Source organism: Desertibaculum subflavum, assembly GCA_003576705.1.
GTDB classification, from domain to species: domain Bacteria; phylum Pseudomonadota; class Alphaproteobacteria; order Ferrovibrionales; family Ferrovibrionaceae; genus Desertibaculum; species Desertibaculum subflavum.
The window spans coordinates 12,999-31,908 of record QOZS01000060.1 but is presented as its reverse complement, the minus strand read 5'-3'; the positions used below and the strand labels follow the sequence as shown (position 1 = coordinate 31,908).

The following is an 18,910-nucleotide window of genomic DNA, read 5'->3' as shown; positions in this document are numbered from 1 at the left end:
ACCAAGAAACTCCGCCGCTTTGCGGCGCCCCGGCCGGGGCGCCGCAAAGCGGAACAAACCGAGGAGACTGTCAGGCATGTATCCGGTCTGTAGTGTCCGACATGTAGCCGGTTGCTCACACAGGAAACGTCGCAGCCAAGCCGCACCGCCCCCACCCAACCCTCCCCCACGCCGCTGCGCGGCGCGAGGGAGGGCTTACGCTGCGCGCACCGCGTCCGTGAAGGTCACCACCTCGTCGCGGCGATTGGGGTCGGTGGCCGGCACGTAGGGCGGCTGCGGGAAGGCGGCGAGCGTCACCACGATCAGCCGCTCTTCGCGGAAGATATCGATGCGCTGGCCGGCATGGCCGAGCGCCGCCATCACGCCCTCGCCGAGCCACCAGCTGTAGCCGTAGTTCGTGATGTCGCGGACCGGCGGCGCCGGTACCTTGAAAGCCGGCGTCGCCGCCGCCTCGACCCAGTCTTCCGGCAGAACCCGCTGCCCGTCGACCACGCCGTCGTTCAGCACGAACAGCGCGAAGCGGCCGAAATCGCGCAAGACCATGCCGGCGCGGCTGCCGCCGATCTCCTGCCCGCCCTCGCTCTCCAAGGTGTAGAAGGCGTCGCATTCCATGCCGGCCGGCTGCCAGATCTTCTCCGCCATGTAGTCGGCGAGCGGCTTGCCGACGGCGCGCGTCAGCGCGGCGCCGAGCAGGTAGGTATCGCCGGAATTGTAGAGAAAGGTGCCGCCCGGCGGGTTGGCGCGCGGCAGCGAGGCCATCAGCTTCAGCACGCCGCCCGGCACCTTGTCGGCCAGCGACTTGCTGTAGCGGTTCACGTCGGAATTGCGGTCCGGATAATCCTCGCTCCAGCGCGTGCCGGAGGACATGGTGATCAGGTGGCGCAGGGTCACGCCCTCATAGGCGGTGCCGCGCAGCTCGGGCAGGTAGCGCGTGACTGGCTCGTCGAGCGAGGCGACGGCGCCGTCGCGGATCGCCGCGCCGACCAGCATCGCCGTCATCGATTTCACCGTCGACATGGTGGACCAGCGGTCGTGTTCCTGCAGGCCCAGGCCGTAGCGCTCCAGCACGATCCGCCCGTCGCGGATGACCAGCAGCCCGGCGATGCGGTTCCTGTCCATGAACGAGGCGATGTCGTGCGCGCGGCCTTCCGCCATGTAGCGCGGGGCGATCTCGGGCCCGCGCGACAGCTCGCTCGGGCGAGTGCCGCGCCGGATCACCCGATGCGCGAACAGCTGGTCGACGATGCGATAGCCGTAGGGCTGGATGGAGGGTGGGAAGAGCAGGAAATCCTCGCCCCGCGGCAGGTGCGGGCGGGGCAGGGCAAGCGGGGCGGGCGGCGCGGTCACGCCGGCATCTTCGGCGGTGGCGCGCGCGCCGACAACCGCCGCGCTATGCTGGCGCCCATGCCGCCCGCGCAGAACGGGCCGACAGACCGAGTCCAGGGGAGAGAACCGCCATGAAGCCGCCGCTCCGCTTCGGTGCCGTCTACGATTTCCGCAATCCGCCGCAATCCGGCATGGACAACGCGTCGTTCTATGCCGCGGTGCTGGAGCAGGTGGCCTGGCTCGACAGCATCGGCATGGACCTCTGCTGGTTCACCGAGCACCACTTCCTCGAGGACGGCTATCTGCCGTCGTGGATTCCGGTCGCCGGCGCGCTGGCCGCGCGCACCAGGCGCATCCGCTTCTCCTCCGATATCTGCCTGATGCCGTTCAACCACCCGGTGCGGCTCGCCGAGGATCTCGCGGTGCTCGACAACCTGAGCGGCGGGCGGATCGAGCTCGGCGCCGGCATGGGCTATGCGCCGCACGAGTTCCGCGGCTTCGGCATCCCCTTCGCCCAGCGCAAGTCGCGCACCGAGGAGGGGCTCGAGATTCTCCAGCGCTGCTTCACCGGCGAGAAGTTCAGCTACCAGGGCAAGCGCTTTCAGCTCGACGGCGTGCAGATTCGGCCGCGCTATGTGCAGCCGGGCGGGCCGCCGCTCTGGGTCGGCGCCATGTCGGAAGCGGGCGCGCGGCGCGCCGCGAGGCTCGGCACCAACCTGCTGCCGCAGGGTCCGCGCGATGCGGTGCTCGACCCCTGGCGCGCCGACATGCGGGCGGCGGGACGCGATCCCGACAGCCGTCGCATCGGCATCATCCGCCCTTCGCTGGTCACCGACGATCCGGATCGCGATTGGCCGCCGGTCAAGGCGGCGGAGCGTTATCGCATGGGCGTCTATCTCGACTTCGCCAAGGAATCCGGCGGGCGCGGCGGCGTCGCCGAGATGCGCGACGACACCCGCATCCCGCAGACCTGGATCGTCGGCGATGTCGAGACCGTGGCCGCTGAGCTCGTCAGGTTCATCCGCGAATACGGCATCACCGACATCGTCACCTGGGCGGTGCCGCCGGGCCTGAAGCCCGAGCAGATGAACGCGAGCCTGGAACGCTATGTGCGCGACGTGGTGCCGAAGGTGAAGGCGGCGGTCGGGCAATAGCGGGGCGCCACCGATCTGCACAAAGAAGTAGGGCGGCCCTTGGGGGCCGCCCCTAGATGGACGTCGATATCTTCTGCCCCGCTTCACGCCTACCGGCGGCGCCGTCCATAGAGGCCGAGGCCGAGCAGCCCGGCGCCGAGCAGTGCGAGGGTTGCCGGCTCCGGCACCTCGGTCGTGAACGTGCCGTCCTGCAGCGTGATGCGCACGACCAGATCATCGTGATTGTCGTCCGGCCCGGCCCCGGAATCGTCCAGCGCCAGGATGGCGATGGTCCCGCCCCCGGGTGTCACGCCGTCGACGAGCGCATCACCGGCGAAGCCGAATGTGATGAAGAAGTTCGGATCATCGGTGAGCGGGTCGACGTTGGCGCCGTTGAGGACACTGAACGGACCGTTTCCCGCGGTCGTCGTGAACTCGAAGTCGAGAAGGCCCGGATTCAGCACCACGTTGATCGGAAGGACGCCGGCCGGAAAGAAATTGGACGACCCCGCGCTCACCGAATATTCCGTGGCGCCGCCATTGATGTTGAACGTATTGGTGGCCCCGGCTTCGAACCCCAGGAACTCGACCGTGGCGTTGACCGGTCCGCCGGCGATCAGAAAAAGGTTCGCGTTGAAAAAGCCTTCCAGGACGCCGAACACGTCGTTGGAGGCAGGCGTCGAACCGATGATCGCCGCCCGTGCGTCGGTGGCGGCAAAAGCCATTCCAGCGACTGCTACGCTTGCTAACAGAAGCTTCTTCATGGCTGATCCCTCCTCGTTCCAAACCTGTGGCTTGGCCATCCGCGGAAATTTCGCCACTGTCTCCATTGTCGCGATCCAAGTTTACGTTGGTTAACAAGCAAGTGCCGGACCAATTATCGGAAGACATTGATTCCACGTAGATTCGCAATCAATGGCCAAAGATTGTCACAGGCAGATGTAAAATCTGCCGACATTTACACTCCGCGTGAATGCTGGGTGGGCATACATGGAATTTTGGAGCCAGGAGACGGAAGCGGTTTTTGGCGCGCCGCGGAACGCCAAGATCCGCCGAAACGAGGGGGAATATTTGAACGACGCGCGAGCCGCCGCACCCCTCCATTGCGACCCACCCCCGCTCGGACCCTCGTTGTCGTGCGCTGGTGCGAAAAACCGTCCAAAAATTTGTCGGTAGTGGATCCGCAGTCGCGGCGGCGATGCGCGTGCATCGCCGCCACCGAGTTCTGCGGGTCCGCTACGCCGGCAGCGCGACCTTGTCGAAGAAACCGGTCATGCTGGCGAGCCGGCCCTCCGCCACGGTGCCGAAATCGGTGCCGATGACGATCGGGTCCTTGCCCGCCGCCCCGAGCGTCCAGGTGAAGCGCAGCTGGCCGTTATGCGTCTCGACCTCGCTGGTGCGGGCGAAGCGGTGGCCGGGGAAGCGCTGGTGCACGCCGGCCACCATGCTGTCGATCGCCGCGTGGCCTTCGGCCTGCGCCGCCGGATCGGCATAGCGGGCGCGTTCGGTCCAGACGCGCTGGATCAGCTCGCGCCGGCGCCCGGCGTCGGTCTCGTTCCACATGGCGATGTAGTCGTCGATCAGTCCGGTCGGGTTGTTCATCGGCGTCTCTCCTCTTCGCGGTCGCGGCTGCGACGCGGCGAAGGATCGGATGCGGCGCGCGCGAAGGCGATTACGTGTCAGGTCGTGGCCGTTACCGGGTCCGGAAAGCGCCGAACTTTACGCAGGAGGTAATCGCGGAGTCGTCGCGCGCGAGGCAATCTGACCGCGCTGGTCAGGAGGGATTCCGTCATGCGCGCGCACGTCGAGGAGAAGATTGCCTATCGCACCTGCCCGATCTGCGAGGCCTGCTGCGGACTCGAGATCCGGATGCAGGGCGACCAGGTCGCCGGCATCCGCGGCCACGCGGCCGATGTGTTCTCGGCCGGTTATGTCTGCCCGAAGGGCGCCGCGGTGAAGGACCTGCACGAGGATCCGGACCGGCTGCGCACACCGCTCATCAAGCGCGACGGCAAATTCGTCGAAGCGAGCTGGGACGAGGCCTTCGCCGAGATCGAGCGCCGCCTGCTGCCCATCATCGCCGCGCATGGACGCGACGCGATCGGCCTCGTCATCGGCAACCCGGTCGTGCACAAAATGGGCCTGTTGCTCTACTTCCCGCGCCTCGCGAAAGCGCTGGGTTCGAAGAACTTCTTCTCCGCCTCCACGCTCGACCAGATGCCGAAACAGCTCTCCGCCGGGCTGATGTTCGGCCATTGGCTCACCATCCCGGTGCCGGATATCGATCGCAGCGATTTCCTGCTGATGCTCGGCGCCAATCCGGCGGTGTCGAATGGCAGCCTGTGGACGGTGCCGGATTTCCGCGGTCGCGCGAAGGCGATGCGGGCGCGTGGCGGCAGGCTGATCGTCGTCGATCCACGCCGCAACGAGACCGCGGCCATGGCGGATCAGCACGTGGCGATCCGGCCCGGCGCCGATGTGTTCTTTCTCGCCGCCCTGGTGCACACGCTGTTCGAGGAGAAGCTCGTCATGCTCGGCCGGCTCGCGCCGCATGTCGCCGGCGTCGAGGCAGTGCGCGAGGTGGTCGCGCCTTTCGCGCCGGAGCAAGTGGCGGCGCGCTGCGGCATCGATGCCGCCACCATCCGCGAGCTGGCGCGTAGCCTGGCCAACGCCGAGCGCGGCGCCGTCTATGGCCGGCTCGGCACCTGCACGCAGGAATACGGCACCTTGGTCAATTGGCTGATCGATGTCGCCAACGTGCTGGCCGGCCATCTCGACGAGCCGGGCGGTGCCATGTTCCCCAAGGCCGCGGCCTTCCAGGCCAATACCATGGGCAGGCCCGGCCAAGGCCGCGGCATCGCCACCGGCCGGCATCGCTCGCGCGTGTCGAATGCGCCGGAAGTGTTCGGCGAGTTCCCGATCGGCTGCCTGGCGGAGGAGATCGACATTGCGGGCGAAGGGCAGGTGCGCGCGCTGATCACCATCGCCGGCAACCCGGTGCTGTCGGCGCCGAACGGCGCGCGGCTCTCCGCCGCGCTGGACCAGCTCGATTTCATGCTCAGCCTCGACATCTATCTGAACGAGACCAGCCGGCATGCCGATGTCATCCTGCCCGGCACCTCGCCGCTGGAGGAGGCGCATTACGACGTCGCCTTCCCGCAGCTCGCGCACCGCAACTACGCGCGCTACAGCAAGCCGGTCGTGCCGGCGACGCAGCCGGCGGAATGGGAGATCCTGCTCCGCCTGACGGCGATCCTGGCGGGCGGCGGCGCCAAGGCCGATATCGGCGCGCTGGACGACGAGTTCGTGGCCGAGGATGTCGGCCGCATGGCGGGGCCGCAGGCGCCGGCGGTGCTCAAGGCGGTCGAGGCCTTGCGTGGCCCGGACCGCCTGCTCGATCTCGCGCTGCGCGGCGGGCCCTATGGCGACATGTTCGGGATGAAGCCGGGGGGGCTCAACCTGGCGAAGCTGGCCGCGACGCCGGAGGGCATCGATCTCGGCGCGCTCGAGCCGCTCATCCCAGAGGTGCTGCGCACGCCGTCGGGAAAGATCGAACTGGCGCCGGACATGCTGATCGCCGACATGGCGCGCGCAGCGGCGGACCTGGCGCGGCCGGTGCCGGATCTCGTCATCGTCGGCCGCCGCCAGGTGCGCTCCAACAACAGCTGGACGCACAACCTGCCGATCCTGGCCAAGGGTCCGTATCGCTGCACCGTCGAGGTGCATCCCCGCGATGCGGCGCGCCATGGCCTTAAGCACGGCGGACGGGCACGCATCGTCAATGCCAACCGCGCCATCGAGGCCCAGGTCGAGATCACCGAGGCGATGCTGCCCGGCGTGATCAGCCTGCCGCATGGCTGGGGCCACGACCTGCCGGGCACGCGGCTCTCGGTCGCGTCGAAGCGGCCCGGCGCCAATCTCAACGCGCTGTTCGACGAGAGCCTGCGCGACCCGCTCTCCGGCAACGCCGTGCTGAGCGGCGTGCCGGTCGAGATCAGCGCGGCGGGCTGATCACCGCGCCGCGTGGTCGGCCAGCACGTTGGCGACCACGGCGGTCACCTTCTTCCCGGTCGGGATGTGCAGGAATTCGTTCGGGCCGTGCGCGTTGGAATGCGGCCCCAGCACGCCGGTGATGACGAACTGCGCTTGCGGGAACTTCTCGCCCAGCATGGCCATGAAGGGGATGCTGCCGCCTTCGCCCATATAGGCCGGTGGCTTGCCGAAGGCGGCGTTGGACGCGCGCTCCAGCGACTGCTCCAGCCACGGCGCGACGGCCGGCGCGTTCCAGCCGTCATTCGGCTTCGTGGCCTCGAACTCGATCTCGGCGCCATAGGGCGCGTCCCTGGTGATCGCCGCGGTCACCGCCTCCGCCGCGCGTGCGGCTTCGAGGGTCGGCGGCAGGCGCATCGACAGCTTGGCGGTGGTGAACGGCAACAGCACATTGCCGGCATTGCCGGGGGCGGGCAGGCCCTCCATGCCGGTGATGGCAAGCTGCGGCCGCCAGGTGCGGTTCAGGATCATCTCCACGAGATCCGACGCCATCGGCTTGGTTCCGCCGGCGAAGGGAAACTTGGCCCAGACCTGGTCGCCCAGCGCCGCGGCCGCGCGCTTCGCCTGCTCGATCCGCTCCGGCGGGATCTGCACGTTGAGGTCCTGCAGCTTGATGGTGCCGGTCGCCTCGTCCTCGATGCGGGAGACCAGCTGGCGCGCGATGCGGAAGCTCGACGGCACGATGCCGGAGGCATCTCCGGAATGGACGCCTTCCTCCAGCACCCGCACGGTGAGCGTGCCGGCGAACATGCCGCGGAGCGAGGTGGTGACCCAGAGCTGGTCGTAATTGCCGCAGCCGGAATCGAGGCAGACCACCAGCGAAGGCTGACCGATCCGCGCCGCGAGGTGATCGATGTAATAGGGCAGGTCGTAACTGCCGCTCTCCTCGCAGGCTTCGATCAGGATCACGCAGCGGGCATGCGGAATCTTCTGCTCTTTCAGCGCGGCGATCGCGGTCAGCGCGCCGAACATGGCATAGCCGTCATCGGCGCCGCCGCGGCCATAGAGCTTGTCGCCCTTGATCACCGGGATCCAGGGGCCATAGCCCTCGGCCCAGCCGACCATTTCCGGCTGCTTGTCGAGATGGCCGTAGAGCAGCACGGTGTCTTTCGTTTCACCCGGCACATCGATCAGGATCACCGGCGTGCGGCCTTCGAGCCGTACCACTTCGAGCGTGGCGCCGGGCAGGCCGGGCAGCTTGGCCTTCGCCCAGGCCTCGAACATCCTGACCGCATCGTCCATATAGCCGTGCTTCGCCCAATCCGGGTCGAAGCTCGGCGACTTGTTCGGGATCTTGATGTACTCGAACAAGGTCGGGACGATCTCGTCGTCCCAGCACTGGCCGACGAAGCGGTTGAGCTTTTGCTGGTCCATAACGCCTGCCTGAAACGGAAAACGCGGGTGCGGAGTTTGGCCCGATCTGGCCAGATCGACAACACTACAACGTCGTGCCCGGGCTTGACCCGGGCACCCACGGCTCGCGGCTCTGCTGCCCTCAGCGTGGATGGCCGGGTCAAGCCCGGCCATGACGAACTTTTCTGTTCACGCCGCCTTCAGCACGAAGTCGTATTCGCAGGTGAATTCGCCCGGCTTCGCCCCGGGCTTGAAATCGACGATCAGCGAATCCTTCACGCCGAACACCGCGTCGGAATCGAGATAGCCGTCGCCCTTGACGAAGAGATGCGTGGTCAGCGGCTCGTGCCCGGGCGCCGAGACGATGAAATGCAGATGCGCCGGGCGGTAGGGGTGCCGGCCGAGCTTGAGCAGCATCTGGCCGACCGGCCCGTCGGTCGGCACCGGATAGCTGACCGGCTTGACCGTGCGGAAGTGATATTTGCCATCCGTGCCGGTGCGGAAGCGTGCCCTGAGATCCATGCCCGCATCCGGCTTCTGCACGTCGTAGAACCCGTCCGGCCCGGCCTGCCAGACGTCGAGCAGCGCCCCGGCGACCGGCCGGCCGCTGCCGTCGCTGACCTTGCCGGAAACCAAAGTCGGCGCGCCGCCCTTGGCATGCGGGGCGATATTGGCGCCCATTTCCAGATCCGGCGCGCCCTCGACGAAGAACGGGCCGAGCACCGTCGATTCCGTCTCGCTGCCCGGCCTCGCGTGGTTGATAGCATCCACCATCATCGACAGGCCGAGCGTGTCGGAGAGCAGGATGAATTCCTGCCGCTTGTCGTCGCATTTCTGGCCCGTCGCGGTGAGGAACTGGATCGCCTGGAACCATTCGGCCTCGGTCAGCTTCACCTCGCGCGCCAGCGCGTGCAGGTGCCGCACCGTGGCGGCCATGATCTGCTTCAGGCGCGGGTTGTCGCATTTGTCCATGCGGGCGATCACCGCCTCGGTCAGCGCGTCCTCGGAAAAGCGTGCCATTGCCTCCTCCTTATGCTTCCGGCAGCCGGCGCACCCGTCGGCGCACCGGGAAGAAATCGAGATCGAACCGTTCCGCCACCAGGCCCCAGAGGCCCTGCGGCGCCTTCAGCATGACCACCACGGCGACCGCGCCCAGGATGATCATGTACCAGGCGCCGAAATCCGCCAGCAGGCTGCGCAGGGCGAAGAATACCAGAGTGCCGACGATCGGGCCCTCGATGCGGCCGATGCCGCCGATCACCACGATGAAGATCACGTTCGCGGTCCAGTCGCCGACGCTGAACGCGGCATCGGGCGAGATGCGGATCTTCTGCAGGAAGATCAGCGCACCGATCATGCCGCCGCCGAACGCCGCCACCAGATAGACCCAGAGCTTGGTGCGGAAATTGTCGACGCCCAGGCTCTCGGCCGCGCCCTCGGCATCGCGGATCGCGGTCAGCGCCAGGCCGTGGCGCGAACGCAGCAGCAGGAAGACCAGCGCGACAGCGCCGATCGCGATGGCGATGCCGGTGTAGTAGATCACCAGCTCGCGCCCGTCGCGGCTCTCGGCGACGGCGCGCACGATGCCGATCGGCAGGCTCATGCCGGTGCCGCCGCCGAGCGCCGTGACTTGCGCCAGGACCAGGCGGAACACCTCGGCGACAACCCAGGTGCCGATGGCGAAATAGGCGCCGCGCAGGCGGAACACGACGAAGGCAGTTGGCAGCGCGATCAGCGCCGCGGCGAGGCCAGCGAGCGGCAGCGCGGCGAGCGGCGGCACGCCGGCCAGGATGGTGAGCGCGAAAAGGGCGTAGCCGCCGAGACCGATATAGGCCTGCTGGCCGACCGAGACGAGCCCGGCATAGCCGGCGAGCAGGTTCCACATCTGCGCCAGTGCCAGGAAATACGCCATCTCGACAACCAGCCGCATATCGGCGCTGCCGGTCCAATAGGGCAGCGAGAGCAGCGCGCCGAGAATGGGCAGCAGCAGCCAGAGGCCGATCCGGCTGGCGCGCGTTGCGCGCTCGATGCGGTACGTCATTCAGTCCACCGCGCGCGGGAACAGGCCGCGCGGCCGGAAGATGAGCACCAGAAGGAAGGCGATATGGCCGGCGAGCAATTGCCAGGCCGGATCGATCTTCGCGCCGACGGTCTGCGCGATGCCGAGGATGACGCCGCCGGCCAAGGTGCCCCAGAGCGAGCCGAGCCCGCCGATGATCACCGCCTCGAAGGCGAAGAGCAGCCGCGCCGGCCCGATTGCGGGATCGAAATTGGTGCGGATGGCGAGGAACACGCCGGCGAAGGAGACGACGGCGAGCGCGACACCCATCGCCATCGCGAAGAGATGCCGGTGGTCGACGCCGTAGAGCCGCGCCGTCTCCGGGTCGTCCGACACGGCGCGGAAGGCGCGGCCGATCCGGGTCCGGTGCAGCAACGCCTGCAGGGCCGCGATCACCACGACCGCGGTGGCGAAGATCAAGAGCGGGAACCAGCCGATCGCCAGGTCCGGCCCGAGTGGGATGCTGGCGGTCTCGAAGGGCCCAAGCAGCAGCTTGCGGCTGTCGGCGGAGAAGCCCTGGAGCAGCGCGTTCTGGATGATGATGGACAGCCCGAAGGTGACCAGCAGCGGCGGCAGGATGCCACGGCCGAGCGTCGCGTTGAGCAGGCCGCGCTGCAATGCGTAGCCGATGACGAACATCACCGGCACGACGATGATGAGGCTCGAGAGCGGATCGATGCCGGTGAGCTGCACGGCGAGGAAGGCGGTGTAGGCGGCCAGCACGATCAGGTCGCCATGCGCGATGTTGACCAGCCGCATGACGCCGAAGATCAGGCTGAGCCCCGCAGCGAACAGCGCATAGAGCCCGCCGAGCAAGGTGCCTTGCAGGATGGTGTCGATGGCGCCGGTCATCTTTGCTGTCTTTGTTCGTCATGCCCGGGCTTGACGAGGGTGCAGTGGTGCCGCATCCCACTACACCCCGAAATAAGCGGCGCGGATGCGCTCGCGGTCGAGCTCTTCCGGACGGCCTTGCAGGGTCACGCGGCCGGCCATCAGGCAATAAACGCGGCCCGCCACCGCCAGCGCCTGGTTGATGTCCTGCTCCACCACAACGACCGCGGTGCCTTCCGCCTTGATCGCCGGCAGCGCGGCATAGACGTCGCGGATGATGATCGGGGCGAGGCCGAGCGACAGCTCGTCGCAGAGCAGGATCTCCGGATTGGCCATCAGGGCGCGGCCGATCGCCACCATCTGCTGCTGGCCGCCGGAAAGCTGGATACCGCTGACCCGCCGGCGTTCCTCGAGGACCGGGAACAGGCGGTAGACGCGCTGCAGGGTCCAAGGCCCGGGGCGTTTCGCATAGGCGCCCATCAGCAGATTCTCTTCGACCGTCAGCGACAGGAACAGCCGCCGACCCTCCGGCACCAGGGCGATGCCGCGCGCGACGATCGCCTCCGGCGCAGCGCCGCCGATCGCCTGGCCGCGATGCCGCACCGCTTCCGGCGCGGCGGCATTGAGGCCGCAGATGGTGCGCAGCAGGGTCGATTTGCCGGCGCCGTTGGCGCCGATGATGGCGACCGTCTCGCCGTCCTGCAGCGCGAGATCGATGCCGAACAGGGCCTGGAAATCGCCGTAGCGGGCTTCCAGCGCCTGCGTCTCCAGCAGCGCCGTCACGCCGCCGCCTCGTCGATCCCCATATAGACCGATTGCACGCGCGGGTCGGCCAGCACCGCGGCGGGCGCGCCCTCGGCCAGTGCCTGGCCGAAATTGATCACGAACAGCCGGTCGATCGCCGAGAGCAGCGCGTGCACGACATGCTCGATCCAGATCAGCGAGACACCGGCGGCGCGGATGGCGCGGATGGTGCCGACCAGCGCCTGGCATTCGGCTTCGGTCAGGCCGCCGGCGATCTCGTCGAGCAGCAGCAGCTTCGGCTTCAAGGCCAGCGCGCGGGCGAGCTCCAGCCGCTTGCGCTCCAGCAAGGTGAGCGCGCCGGCGGCGCGGTTCGCCTTGTCGATCAGGCCGGTGGTCGCCAACACGTCGAGGCAATGCGACTGCGCCTGACGCTCGCTTTGGCGCCCGCCGAACACCGCGCCGACCAGCAGGTTCTCGTAGACACTCATGCCGGCGAAGGGCTGCGGGATCTGGTGGGAGCGGCCGATGCCGAGCCGGCTGCGCGCATGCGGGGCCAGGCGGGTGATGTCGCGGCCGTCGAATTCGATCCGTCCCTCGTCCGGTTTCAGGCCGCCGGTGATCAGGTTGAACAGGGTCGACTTGCCGGCGCCGTTTGGCCCAAGAATGCCGAGCGCCTCGCCTGCCGCGAGTTCCAGTGAAACAGCATCGGTCACCTTCAGCGCACCGAAGGATTTGGAGACGCCGTCCAGACGGAGGAGGGGGGTCATGCTCCGAACTGTCGTAGAAGATGCGGCATGATAGCCCTCCCCCGGCTTGCGCCGGGGGAGGAGTTCACGTCAGCCGATCGCCTCCATCTTGCCGCCGGCCGGGATGTTCGGCGCGGTCTTGTTGTCGGTGATGACGAGGTCGTATTTGAAGGCGCCGCCCTTGCGCCACTGGCCGCCGACCAGCGGCGTCTTGGCGACGTTCTTCACCGGGCCCGCGCCCCAGGCGATCGGCCCGACCACGCTGTCGATCTTGGTCTTCGCCACCGCGTCCAGGATGCTGGCGCGCTCGCCGGCACCCTTGGAGCGCTTCATCACGTCGACCGCCACCTCGAACAGCGCGTGCACGAAGCCGATCGGCTGCGTCCACTGCTTCTTGGTCGCCGCCGTGTAGCCGTCGGCCAGCTCCTTCGCCGAAGCGCCGGTGAGCGACGACTTGAACGGATGGCTCGGCGTCCACCAGACTTCCGTCGACAGGTTGTGGCCGGCATCGCCGAGCCCTTCCAGCACCACCGGGAACAGCAGCGCCTTGCCGATCGACACGACCTTGGGCTTGAAGCCCTGCTGGCGCGCCTGGTTCCAGAAGGTGGTGAGGTCGGGCGGGATCACCACGCCGGTGACGATCTCGGCATTGGCCGCCTTGAAGGCCGAGATCTGGGCCGAGAAGTTGTCGTTCAGGTTCTGGAACCGGCCGGGATCGGTCAGCTTGTAGCCCTGCTTCTCCAGCACCGGCGGGAAGCCCCGCTGCTTGTCGCCCCAGGCATTGCCGTCGCCGTCGTTCGGGAACAGGCCGCCGACCGATTTGTTGGTGGCGACCTGGCCCCACATGTTGGTGAACACGGCGATCACGTCCTCCAGGCCCCAGAAAAAGTGATAGGTGTGCTTGAAGCCCACCTCCGGCTTGCCGCCGCGGGCGAAGAACCAGGGCTGCCACGGTGCGACGGAGGAGACGCAGGGCACCTCGTTCACCTCGCACTGGTCGCAGACCGGATTGGTGGTCTCCGGCGTCGACGCCACCAGCATCAGGTCCACTTGGTCCTTCAGGATCAGGTCGGCCGCCACCTCGGCCGCGCGGTTCGGGTTCGACTGGCTGTCCTTGACGATGATCTCGACCGGCTGCGTGCCGTTGCCGATCTTGATGCCGGCTTTCACCGCCTCGCGGATGCCGTCGATGACGAAATTATCCGCCTCGGCGAAGGGCGCGAGCGGTCCGGTCTGCGGGCTGACATAGCCGAGCTTGATCTTCTTGCCCTGGGCGATGGCTGGGAAGCCCAGGCTCGCGAGCGCCACGCCGGCGGCGCCGGTCTTCAGCACGCCGCGGCGATTCGGATGGTTGCCTCTCTCCCGCATGATTCCCTCCTCGTTCTTGTTCGTCTCGTTCAGCGCGGATACCAGGGCGGGATCTGGGCATCGACGTTGACCCAGACCGATTTCGCGTCGGTGTAGTCGCGCATCGCCTCGAAGCCCATCTCGCGGCCATAGCCGGATTGCTTGACGCCGCCGAAGGGCGAGCCCGGATTGACCCGCTTGTAGCTGTTGATCCACACCATGCCGGCCTGCATCTGGCCCGCGACGCGGTGGGCGCGCGACAGATCGCGGGTCCAGAGCCCGCCGCCGAGCCCGTAGGGCGTCTGGTTGGCGATGGCGATCACCTCGGCCTCGTCCTTGAAGGTCGAGACGCTGACGAAGGGTCCGAACACTTCCTCCATGCAGACGCGGTCCTGCGGCTGCGCGCGCACGATGGTCGGCTCGACGTAATAGCCCTGGGCGAGCGCCGCATCGGCCGGCGCCTTGCCGCCGGTCAGCACCTCGCCGCCTTCCTGGTGCGCGATCTGGCAATAGGTCAGCACGCGATCGCGATGCCCGGCGGAAGTGAGCGGGCCCATCTCGGTCTTGGGGTCGAGCGGGTCGCCCAGACGGATCGATTTCGCCAGCGCCAGGAAGCCCGAGAGGAAGGCATCGGCGATCTTCTCGTGCAGCAACAGGCGCGAGCCGGCGATGCAGGCCTGGCCCTGGTTGTGGAAGATGGCGAAGGCGGAGCCGCCGATCGCCGGGCGCAGGTCGGCATCCTCGAACACGATATTGGCGCCCTTGCCGCCGAGCTCGAGCTGCACCCGCTTCAGGTTGCCGGCACTCGCCTGCACGATCTTGCGGCCCGTCGCCGTCGAGCCGGTGAAGGCGATCTTGGCGACGCCCGGATGCTCGGCGAGATACTGCCCCGCCGTCGCGCCATAGCCAGGCACGATATTGACCACACCCTCCGGGAAGCCCACCTCCGCCATCAGTTCGGCGAGGCGGAGCGTCGTCAGCGGCGTCAGCTCGGCCGGCTTCAGCACGATGGTGTTGCCGGCGGCCAGCGCCGGACCCATCTTCCAGCCGCAGAACATCAGCGGGAAGTTCCACGGCACGATCTGGCCGACGACTCCCAGGGGTTCGCGCAGCACATAGTTCAGGAAGCCGGTCTCGACCGGCACCACGCTGCCCTGCAGCTTGTCGGCCATGCCGCCGAAATAGCGGAAGGTGGCGGCGGTGCGCGGCACGTCGAGGCCGCGCGAATCCTTGATCGGGTGGCCGGTATCAAGGCTTTCGAGCCGGGCCAGCTCGTCGGTCTTCTCCTCGATCTTGTCGGCGAGCTTGAGCAGCAGCCGGCCGCGATCCGCCGCCGCCAGGCGCGACCAGGCCGGGAAGGCCTTGGCCGCCGCGGCGACGGCGCGGTCGATATCCTCAGGCTCCGCTTCCGAGACTTCGGCCAAGGTCGAGCCATCGTGCGGGTTCAGCGTGGCAAAGGTCGCGCCGTCCGCCGCCTCGACGAATCTGCCGCCGATGAAGAGCTTCGACTGATAGCCCATCGCCGCCTCCCCGCGGGTGAGCGTGGCCGGTCAGAATTCGGCGGTCAGAACTTCACCGGCGTCACCGGCGCCTTGCCGCTGGCGATCAGCTCCGGAATCTTGCCGGAATTGTTCTCCCAGACCAGCAGCATCGACCGTTTCGCCGAATAGCCCTGGTGGCGGATATCGGCGGGCATCGCGGCGATGTCGCCGGCCCGCATCACCACATTGGCGCGCGGCGCGCCGGTTTCCTTGTCCTTCACCACCCAGGTGATCTCGTCGGAGAGCTGCAGGAACCATTCCACGCGGTCGTTGCCGTGCTCGACCGGCAGGATGAATTCCTCCGAGGTCGGGCAATAGAGGCTCTCGCGCACGACCGAGCAGACGCTCGGATTCCAGGTCACGTCGGAGCGCGACAGATAGCCGAACAGGTTGAACGCCTTCACCTCGTCCTCGAAGCCCTTCTCGGGCAGCATCTGCGGCTGGTCCTGCGGCACGTCGGCGAAGTGGCGGTTGACCGGGTAGCCGTTCTGATCGGTGCGGACCGGCGTGTCGCCGGCGCAGCCGACCATGCGCTGTGCCGTCACGCGCTGGCGGGTGATCGCCTTCACGTTGTCGCCGTTCTTGCGGCCGTAGGGATTGGCGGTCTCCTCCGGCGCGGCGAAGGGGTCGTAGCCCTTGTTGGTCCAGTCCTCGAGGATGGCCTTGAAGGTCGCCAGCAGCTCGTCGGACTTGTGGGTCTCGTTGTAGTCGAGGCCGGCCTTGCGATAGGCGTCGTTGAACCGGCCGGCGAACATGTCGACCGTGCCGTAATGATTCAAGGTGCCGAAGACGTGGTCGAAATTCACCGTGCCGTAGAAGAAGTTCCAGGCCACGTCGCGCTGCAGCGCGCGCAGGAACACGTCGGCCGGCATCACGTGGCTGCCCTTCGGCCATCTCACCTTGACGAAATACTCGTCGCGGCTGAACTCGAACTTGCCGTGCTTGAAGCTGCGATAGCCGTAGTAATTGTCAGGCTCGGAGGCCTGGACGGCGAACGGGCTCGACATCGCGGGATCTCCTCTGTGCAAGGGTTCAGACAGGTGCGGATCTGGTCTCGCAGATCTCCGCCCAGCGCTGGATGGTGAGCTCGCCCTGCACGGTCTGGATGATGACGACGCCGGGCCTGGCGGATTTGAACCGATAGGCATTGCCCTTCGGCAGCAGCGCCATGTGGCCGCGATGGCAAACGATGCGGCCCATTCTCGGTCCGCCGGGATCGCCCTTGACCAGGATGGCGCCGTCCTTGCCGCCGGCGGCGGCCTGGCTGGGGCCGAGCTTCTGCAGCTCGACTTCCACCATGCCGTCCATCACCAGCGCGAACTCGTCGTGGTCGGCGGTGTACCAGGGCGAGGTGCCTTCGGTACGCAGGCATTCGATCACGTATTCGAAGTTCTTGCCGACGGCGACGCGCTCATAGGGCTTCGCCTTCGAGGCCACGTCGAACACGTTGGAGAAGACGTAGTTCTTCGGGTCATCGGCGATGACCTGGATGCCGCCCTTCTGAAAGCTCGCCAGCGAGCCGAAGACGGTTTTCACGTCGCTCATGCCTGCCTCCCCGGCGCGACCTCGCGGCATCCTGCTCCCCCGGAAGCGGCGCCGCTCTGCTGTCGCGCAGAATTGTTTGTATGGCAAACGACTTGCGTCATCATGCCAGGAATCGAGGCGAAGACCAATGGGGCGGCGATCACCGCCGAAGGACGGCGAGTCCCGCGCCGAGCAGCGCCAGCGCGGCGATCAGCGGGCCGAAGCCGGGGAAGCCGCCGAGCACCAGCATCCAGCCGCCGAGCGCGGCGGCGCCGACCCAGCCGATGCTGGCGCAGGTGCCCATCAGGCCCATCACCGTGCCGCGCACCTCGCTCGAAACGGCGGCCAGGGCCGCCATCAGCGACGGTCGGCCGATGGCGTTGAGCAGCATGAAGAGGAAGCCGAGCGCCACCGAGGTCGCGAGATCCGGCTGCCAGCCGAACAGCGCCAGCGCGGCCATGGCGGAGGCGATCATGGCGGCGGCGAAGGTGACCAGCCGGTTGCGCGCGCGGTCGGCGAGGTAGCCGCCGGCCACGGTGCCCAGGATGTTGCCGGCGGCGAACAGGGCCAATGGCAGCGCCACGCCGGAAAGCGTGATGCCGTAGCTCTCGATCAGGAAGGTGGCGAAATAGACCGCGGCGAGGCCGTAGCAAATGCGTTCGGCGATCACGGTGGAGAGCAGGCGCAGCACCGGCCCGGTGAAGGCGGCGCGGAAGGCGACCGGCTTGCCGCCCTGGCCGCCGCCGGCGGCGAGCGGCCGCGCGCGGGTGGTCGCGGCGAGGCCGAGCACCGAGGTGATCGCCAGCGCCGCCACGCAAAGATGCACGCCGCGCCAGCCGATCGAGGCGCCGAGCCAGGCCGCCAGCGGCACGCCGAGGATCAGGGTCAGCGACTGGCCGCTCATCACCCAGCCGAGCGCGCGGCCGCGCTGGCTGTCGTCGGTGCGGTCCGACACCTCGGCCATCATGCTGCCCATGAACATGCCGCAGCAGGCGCCGCCGAGCGTGCCCCAGACGACGACTTCGAGATAGCTGCCCGCCCGGGCGACGCCGAACATCGCCAAGGTCAGCACGATCGGCCCGCCGAGCAGGAAGGGCCGCCGGCCGAAGCGGTCGGCGCCGATGCCGCCGACCAGCGAGGCGACGCCCCAGGCGGTCGCCGTCATGGCGAACAGGTTGGCGATCAGCGGCACGCTGACGTCGAGATCGCGGGCCATGTCGAGCAGGAACGGCGCCCGCGTGGTGCCGCTCGACGTCGCCGCGAAGGAACCGAGGCAGCAGGCCGCGACCAGCGCCCAGGGCACGCGCGGGCGTTCGCGCGCCGTCGCGGTCTCGCTCGCCGTCAGCGGCAGATCCGTCATGCCCCGCTTCTAGCCCGCGCGGGCGGCGGCGAGCAGTCCGGCCCGCGCAATCCTGCGCTGCATTTAGGCCTGCCGGGGCATGTTGCCGCTGAACATGCCGCCGTCGATCACCAGCTCCGAGCCGGTCATGTAGGCGGAGGCGTCGGAGGCGAGATAGAGCACGCCATTGGCGATGTCCTGCGCCTGGCCGGCTCGGCGAAGCGGCACCGCCATCTGAGACATCGCTTCCGGATCGAAGCCGGCATTCTGGCCCGCCGGCAACACGCCGCCGGATGGAATCTTGTCCCAGATCGGCGTCGCGATGATGCCGGGATGCACGGTGTTGACGCGGATGTTGAGGTTGGCGGCGGCGCATTCCAGCGCCACCGCCTTGGCGAACAGGCGCACGCCGCCCTTGGTCGCGCAATAGCCGGCGAGGCCGGCCGCGCCGCGGAGCCCCGCCAAGGACGACATGATGATGATCGAGCCGCCGCCGGCGCGGGCCATCGCCGGCACGCAATGCTTCACCGACAGGAACACGCCGTCCAGGTTGATCGCGGTCTGCCGTCGCCAATCGGCCAGGCTCATCTGCAGCACCGGCACCATGATGCCGATGCCGGCATTGGAGACCAGGATGTCGAGCCGGCCGCATTTGCGCTCCGCCTCGGCCACCACCTCGGCCCAGCGCGCCTCGTCGGTCACGTCCTGGCGGAGCGTGATGGCCGTGCCGCCTGCCTTGACGATGCGGTCGGCCACCTGGCGCAGGCCCGCCTCGTCGATATCGGTCAGCACCACCTTGGCGCCCTCGCGCGCCAGCGTCTCCGCGCAGGCGGCGCCGATCCCCGATGCCGCGCCGGTAATCAGCGCGACCTTGCCCTCAACTTGAGCCATCGCTTCCTCCCAAAATCCGCGCGCAG

The 18,910-nt window shown here is 68.0% G+C and carries 17 protein-coding genes; 2 read left to right on the top strand and 15 right to left on the bottom strand.

The window, feature by feature from the left end; genetic code table 11:
* Nucleotides 1-195 precede the first annotated feature (195 nt).
* A complete protein-coding gene (locus tag DT074_RS23635; RefSeq protein ID WP_119422331.1) occupies nucleotides 196-1,347 on the bottom strand; it encodes a serine hydrolase domain-containing protein in 1,152 nt (383 codons plus the stop codon).
* Nucleotides 1,348-1,457: 110 nt separating this feature from the next.
* On the opposite strand from DT074_RS23635, the gene DT074_RS23630 reads away from it, so the two are divergent.
* A complete protein-coding gene (locus DT074_RS23630; protein WP_119422330.1) occupies nucleotides 1,458-2,480 on the top strand; it encodes an LLM class flavin-dependent oxidoreductase in 1,023 nt (340 codons plus the stop codon).
* 89 nt (nucleotides 2,481-2,569) lie between these two features.
* Here the strand turns inward: DT074_RS23630 and DT074_RS23625 are convergent, their stop codons facing one another.
* Nucleotides 2,570-3,223: a PEP-CTERM sorting domain-containing protein gene (locus tag DT074_RS23625; protein WP_162915148.1), complete on the bottom strand. Its 654-nt coding sequence runs from the start codon at nucleotides 3,221-3,223 to the stop codon at nucleotides 2,570-2,572.
* A gap of 472 nt (nucleotides 3,224-3,695) precedes the next feature.
* Nucleotides 3,696-4,061 (bottom strand): nuclear transport factor 2 family protein, encoded by a 366-nt coding sequence (locus DT074_RS23620; RefSeq protein WP_119422328.1) that lies wholly within the window; start codon nucleotides 4,059-4,061, stop codon nucleotides 3,696-3,698.
* A 189-nt stretch (nucleotides 4,062-4,250) separates the two neighbouring features.
* Here DT074_RS23620 and DT074_RS23615 point away from each other — a divergent pair, with 189 nt between their 5' ends.
* On the top strand, nucleotides 4,251-6,470 hold the full coding sequence (locus tag DT074_RS23615; RefSeq protein ID WP_119422327.1) for a molybdopterin-dependent oxidoreductase: 2,220 nt from the start codon (nucleotides 4,251-4,253) through the stop codon (nucleotides 6,468-6,470).
* Here the strand turns inward: DT074_RS23615 and DT074_RS23610 are convergent, their stop codons facing one another.
* From DT074_RS23610 to DT074_RS23555, 12 genes are all read right to left on the bottom strand, one after another.
* A complete protein-coding gene (locus tag DT074_RS23610; RefSeq protein ID WP_119422326.1) occupies nucleotides 6,471-7,883 on the bottom strand; it encodes a M20 family metallopeptidase in 1,413 nt (470 codons plus the stop codon).
* Nucleotides 7,884-8,051: 168 nt separating this feature from the next.
* Nucleotides 8,052-8,882, bottom strand: a complete 831-nt coding sequence (locus tag DT074_RS23605) for an intradiol ring-cleavage dioxygenase (protein ID WP_119422325.1) — start codon at nucleotides 8,880-8,882, stop codon at nucleotides 8,052-8,054.
* Nucleotides 8,883-8,892: 10 nt separating this feature from the next.
* The gene (locus tag DT074_RS23600) at nucleotides 8,893-9,903 is read right to left on the bottom strand and encodes a branched-chain amino acid ABC transporter permease (RefSeq protein WP_119422324.1); all 1,011 of its coding nucleotides are present in this window, start codon (nucleotides 9,901-9,903) and stop codon (nucleotides 8,893-8,895) included.
* On the bottom strand, nucleotides 9,904-10,773 hold the full coding sequence (locus DT074_RS23595; RefSeq protein WP_119422323.1) for a branched-chain amino acid ABC transporter permease: 870 nt from the start codon (nucleotides 10,771-10,773) through the stop codon (nucleotides 9,904-9,906).
* 60 nt (nucleotides 10,774-10,833) lie between these two features.
* A complete protein-coding gene (locus tag DT074_RS23590; protein ID WP_119422333.1) occupies nucleotides 10,834-11,526 on the bottom strand; it encodes an ABC transporter ATP-binding protein in 693 nt (230 codons plus the stop codon).
* A gap of 5 nt (nucleotides 11,527-11,531) precedes the next feature.
* Nucleotides 11,532-12,263, bottom strand: coding sequence for an ABC transporter ATP-binding protein (locus tag DT074_RS23585; protein WP_119422322.1), 732 nt, complete (start codon nucleotides 12,261-12,263; stop codon nucleotides 11,532-11,534).
* Nucleotides 12,264-12,332: 69 nt separating this feature from the next.
* Complete coding sequence (locus tag DT074_RS23580) at nucleotides 12,333-13,610, bottom strand: ABC transporter substrate-binding protein (RefSeq protein WP_119422321.1); 1,278 nt, start codon at nucleotides 13,608-13,610, stop codon at nucleotides 12,333-12,335.
* A gap of 29 nt (nucleotides 13,611-13,639) precedes the next feature.
* Nucleotides 13,640-15,109: an aldehyde dehydrogenase family protein gene (locus DT074_RS23575; protein WP_119422320.1), complete on the bottom strand. Its 1,470-nt coding sequence runs from the start codon at nucleotides 15,107-15,109 to the stop codon at nucleotides 13,640-13,642.
* Between the two features lie 44 nt (nucleotides 15,110-15,153).
* On the bottom strand, nucleotides 15,154-16,137 hold the full coding sequence (locus DT074_RS23570; RefSeq protein WP_119422319.1) for a hydroxyquinol 1,2-dioxygenase: 984 nt from the start codon (nucleotides 16,135-16,137) through the stop codon (nucleotides 15,154-15,156).
* A gap of 25 nt (nucleotides 16,138-16,162) precedes the next feature.
* Nucleotides 16,163-16,675, bottom strand: a complete 513-nt coding sequence (locus tag DT074_RS23565; RefSeq protein ID WP_119422318.1) for a cupin domain-containing protein — start codon at nucleotides 16,673-16,675, stop codon at nucleotides 16,163-16,165.
* Between the two features lie 139 nt (nucleotides 16,676-16,814).
* Nucleotides 16,815-18,014 (bottom strand): MFS transporter, encoded by a 1,200-nt coding sequence (locus DT074_RS23560; RefSeq protein WP_119422317.1) that lies wholly within the window; start codon nucleotides 18,012-18,014, stop codon nucleotides 16,815-16,817.
* 63 nt (nucleotides 18,015-18,077) lie between these two features.
* A complete protein-coding gene (locus DT074_RS23555; RefSeq protein WP_119422316.1) occupies nucleotides 18,078-18,884 on the bottom strand; it encodes an SDR family NAD(P)-dependent oxidoreductase in 807 nt (268 codons plus the stop codon).
* Between the last annotated feature and the right edge of the window lie 26 nt (nucleotides 18,885-18,910).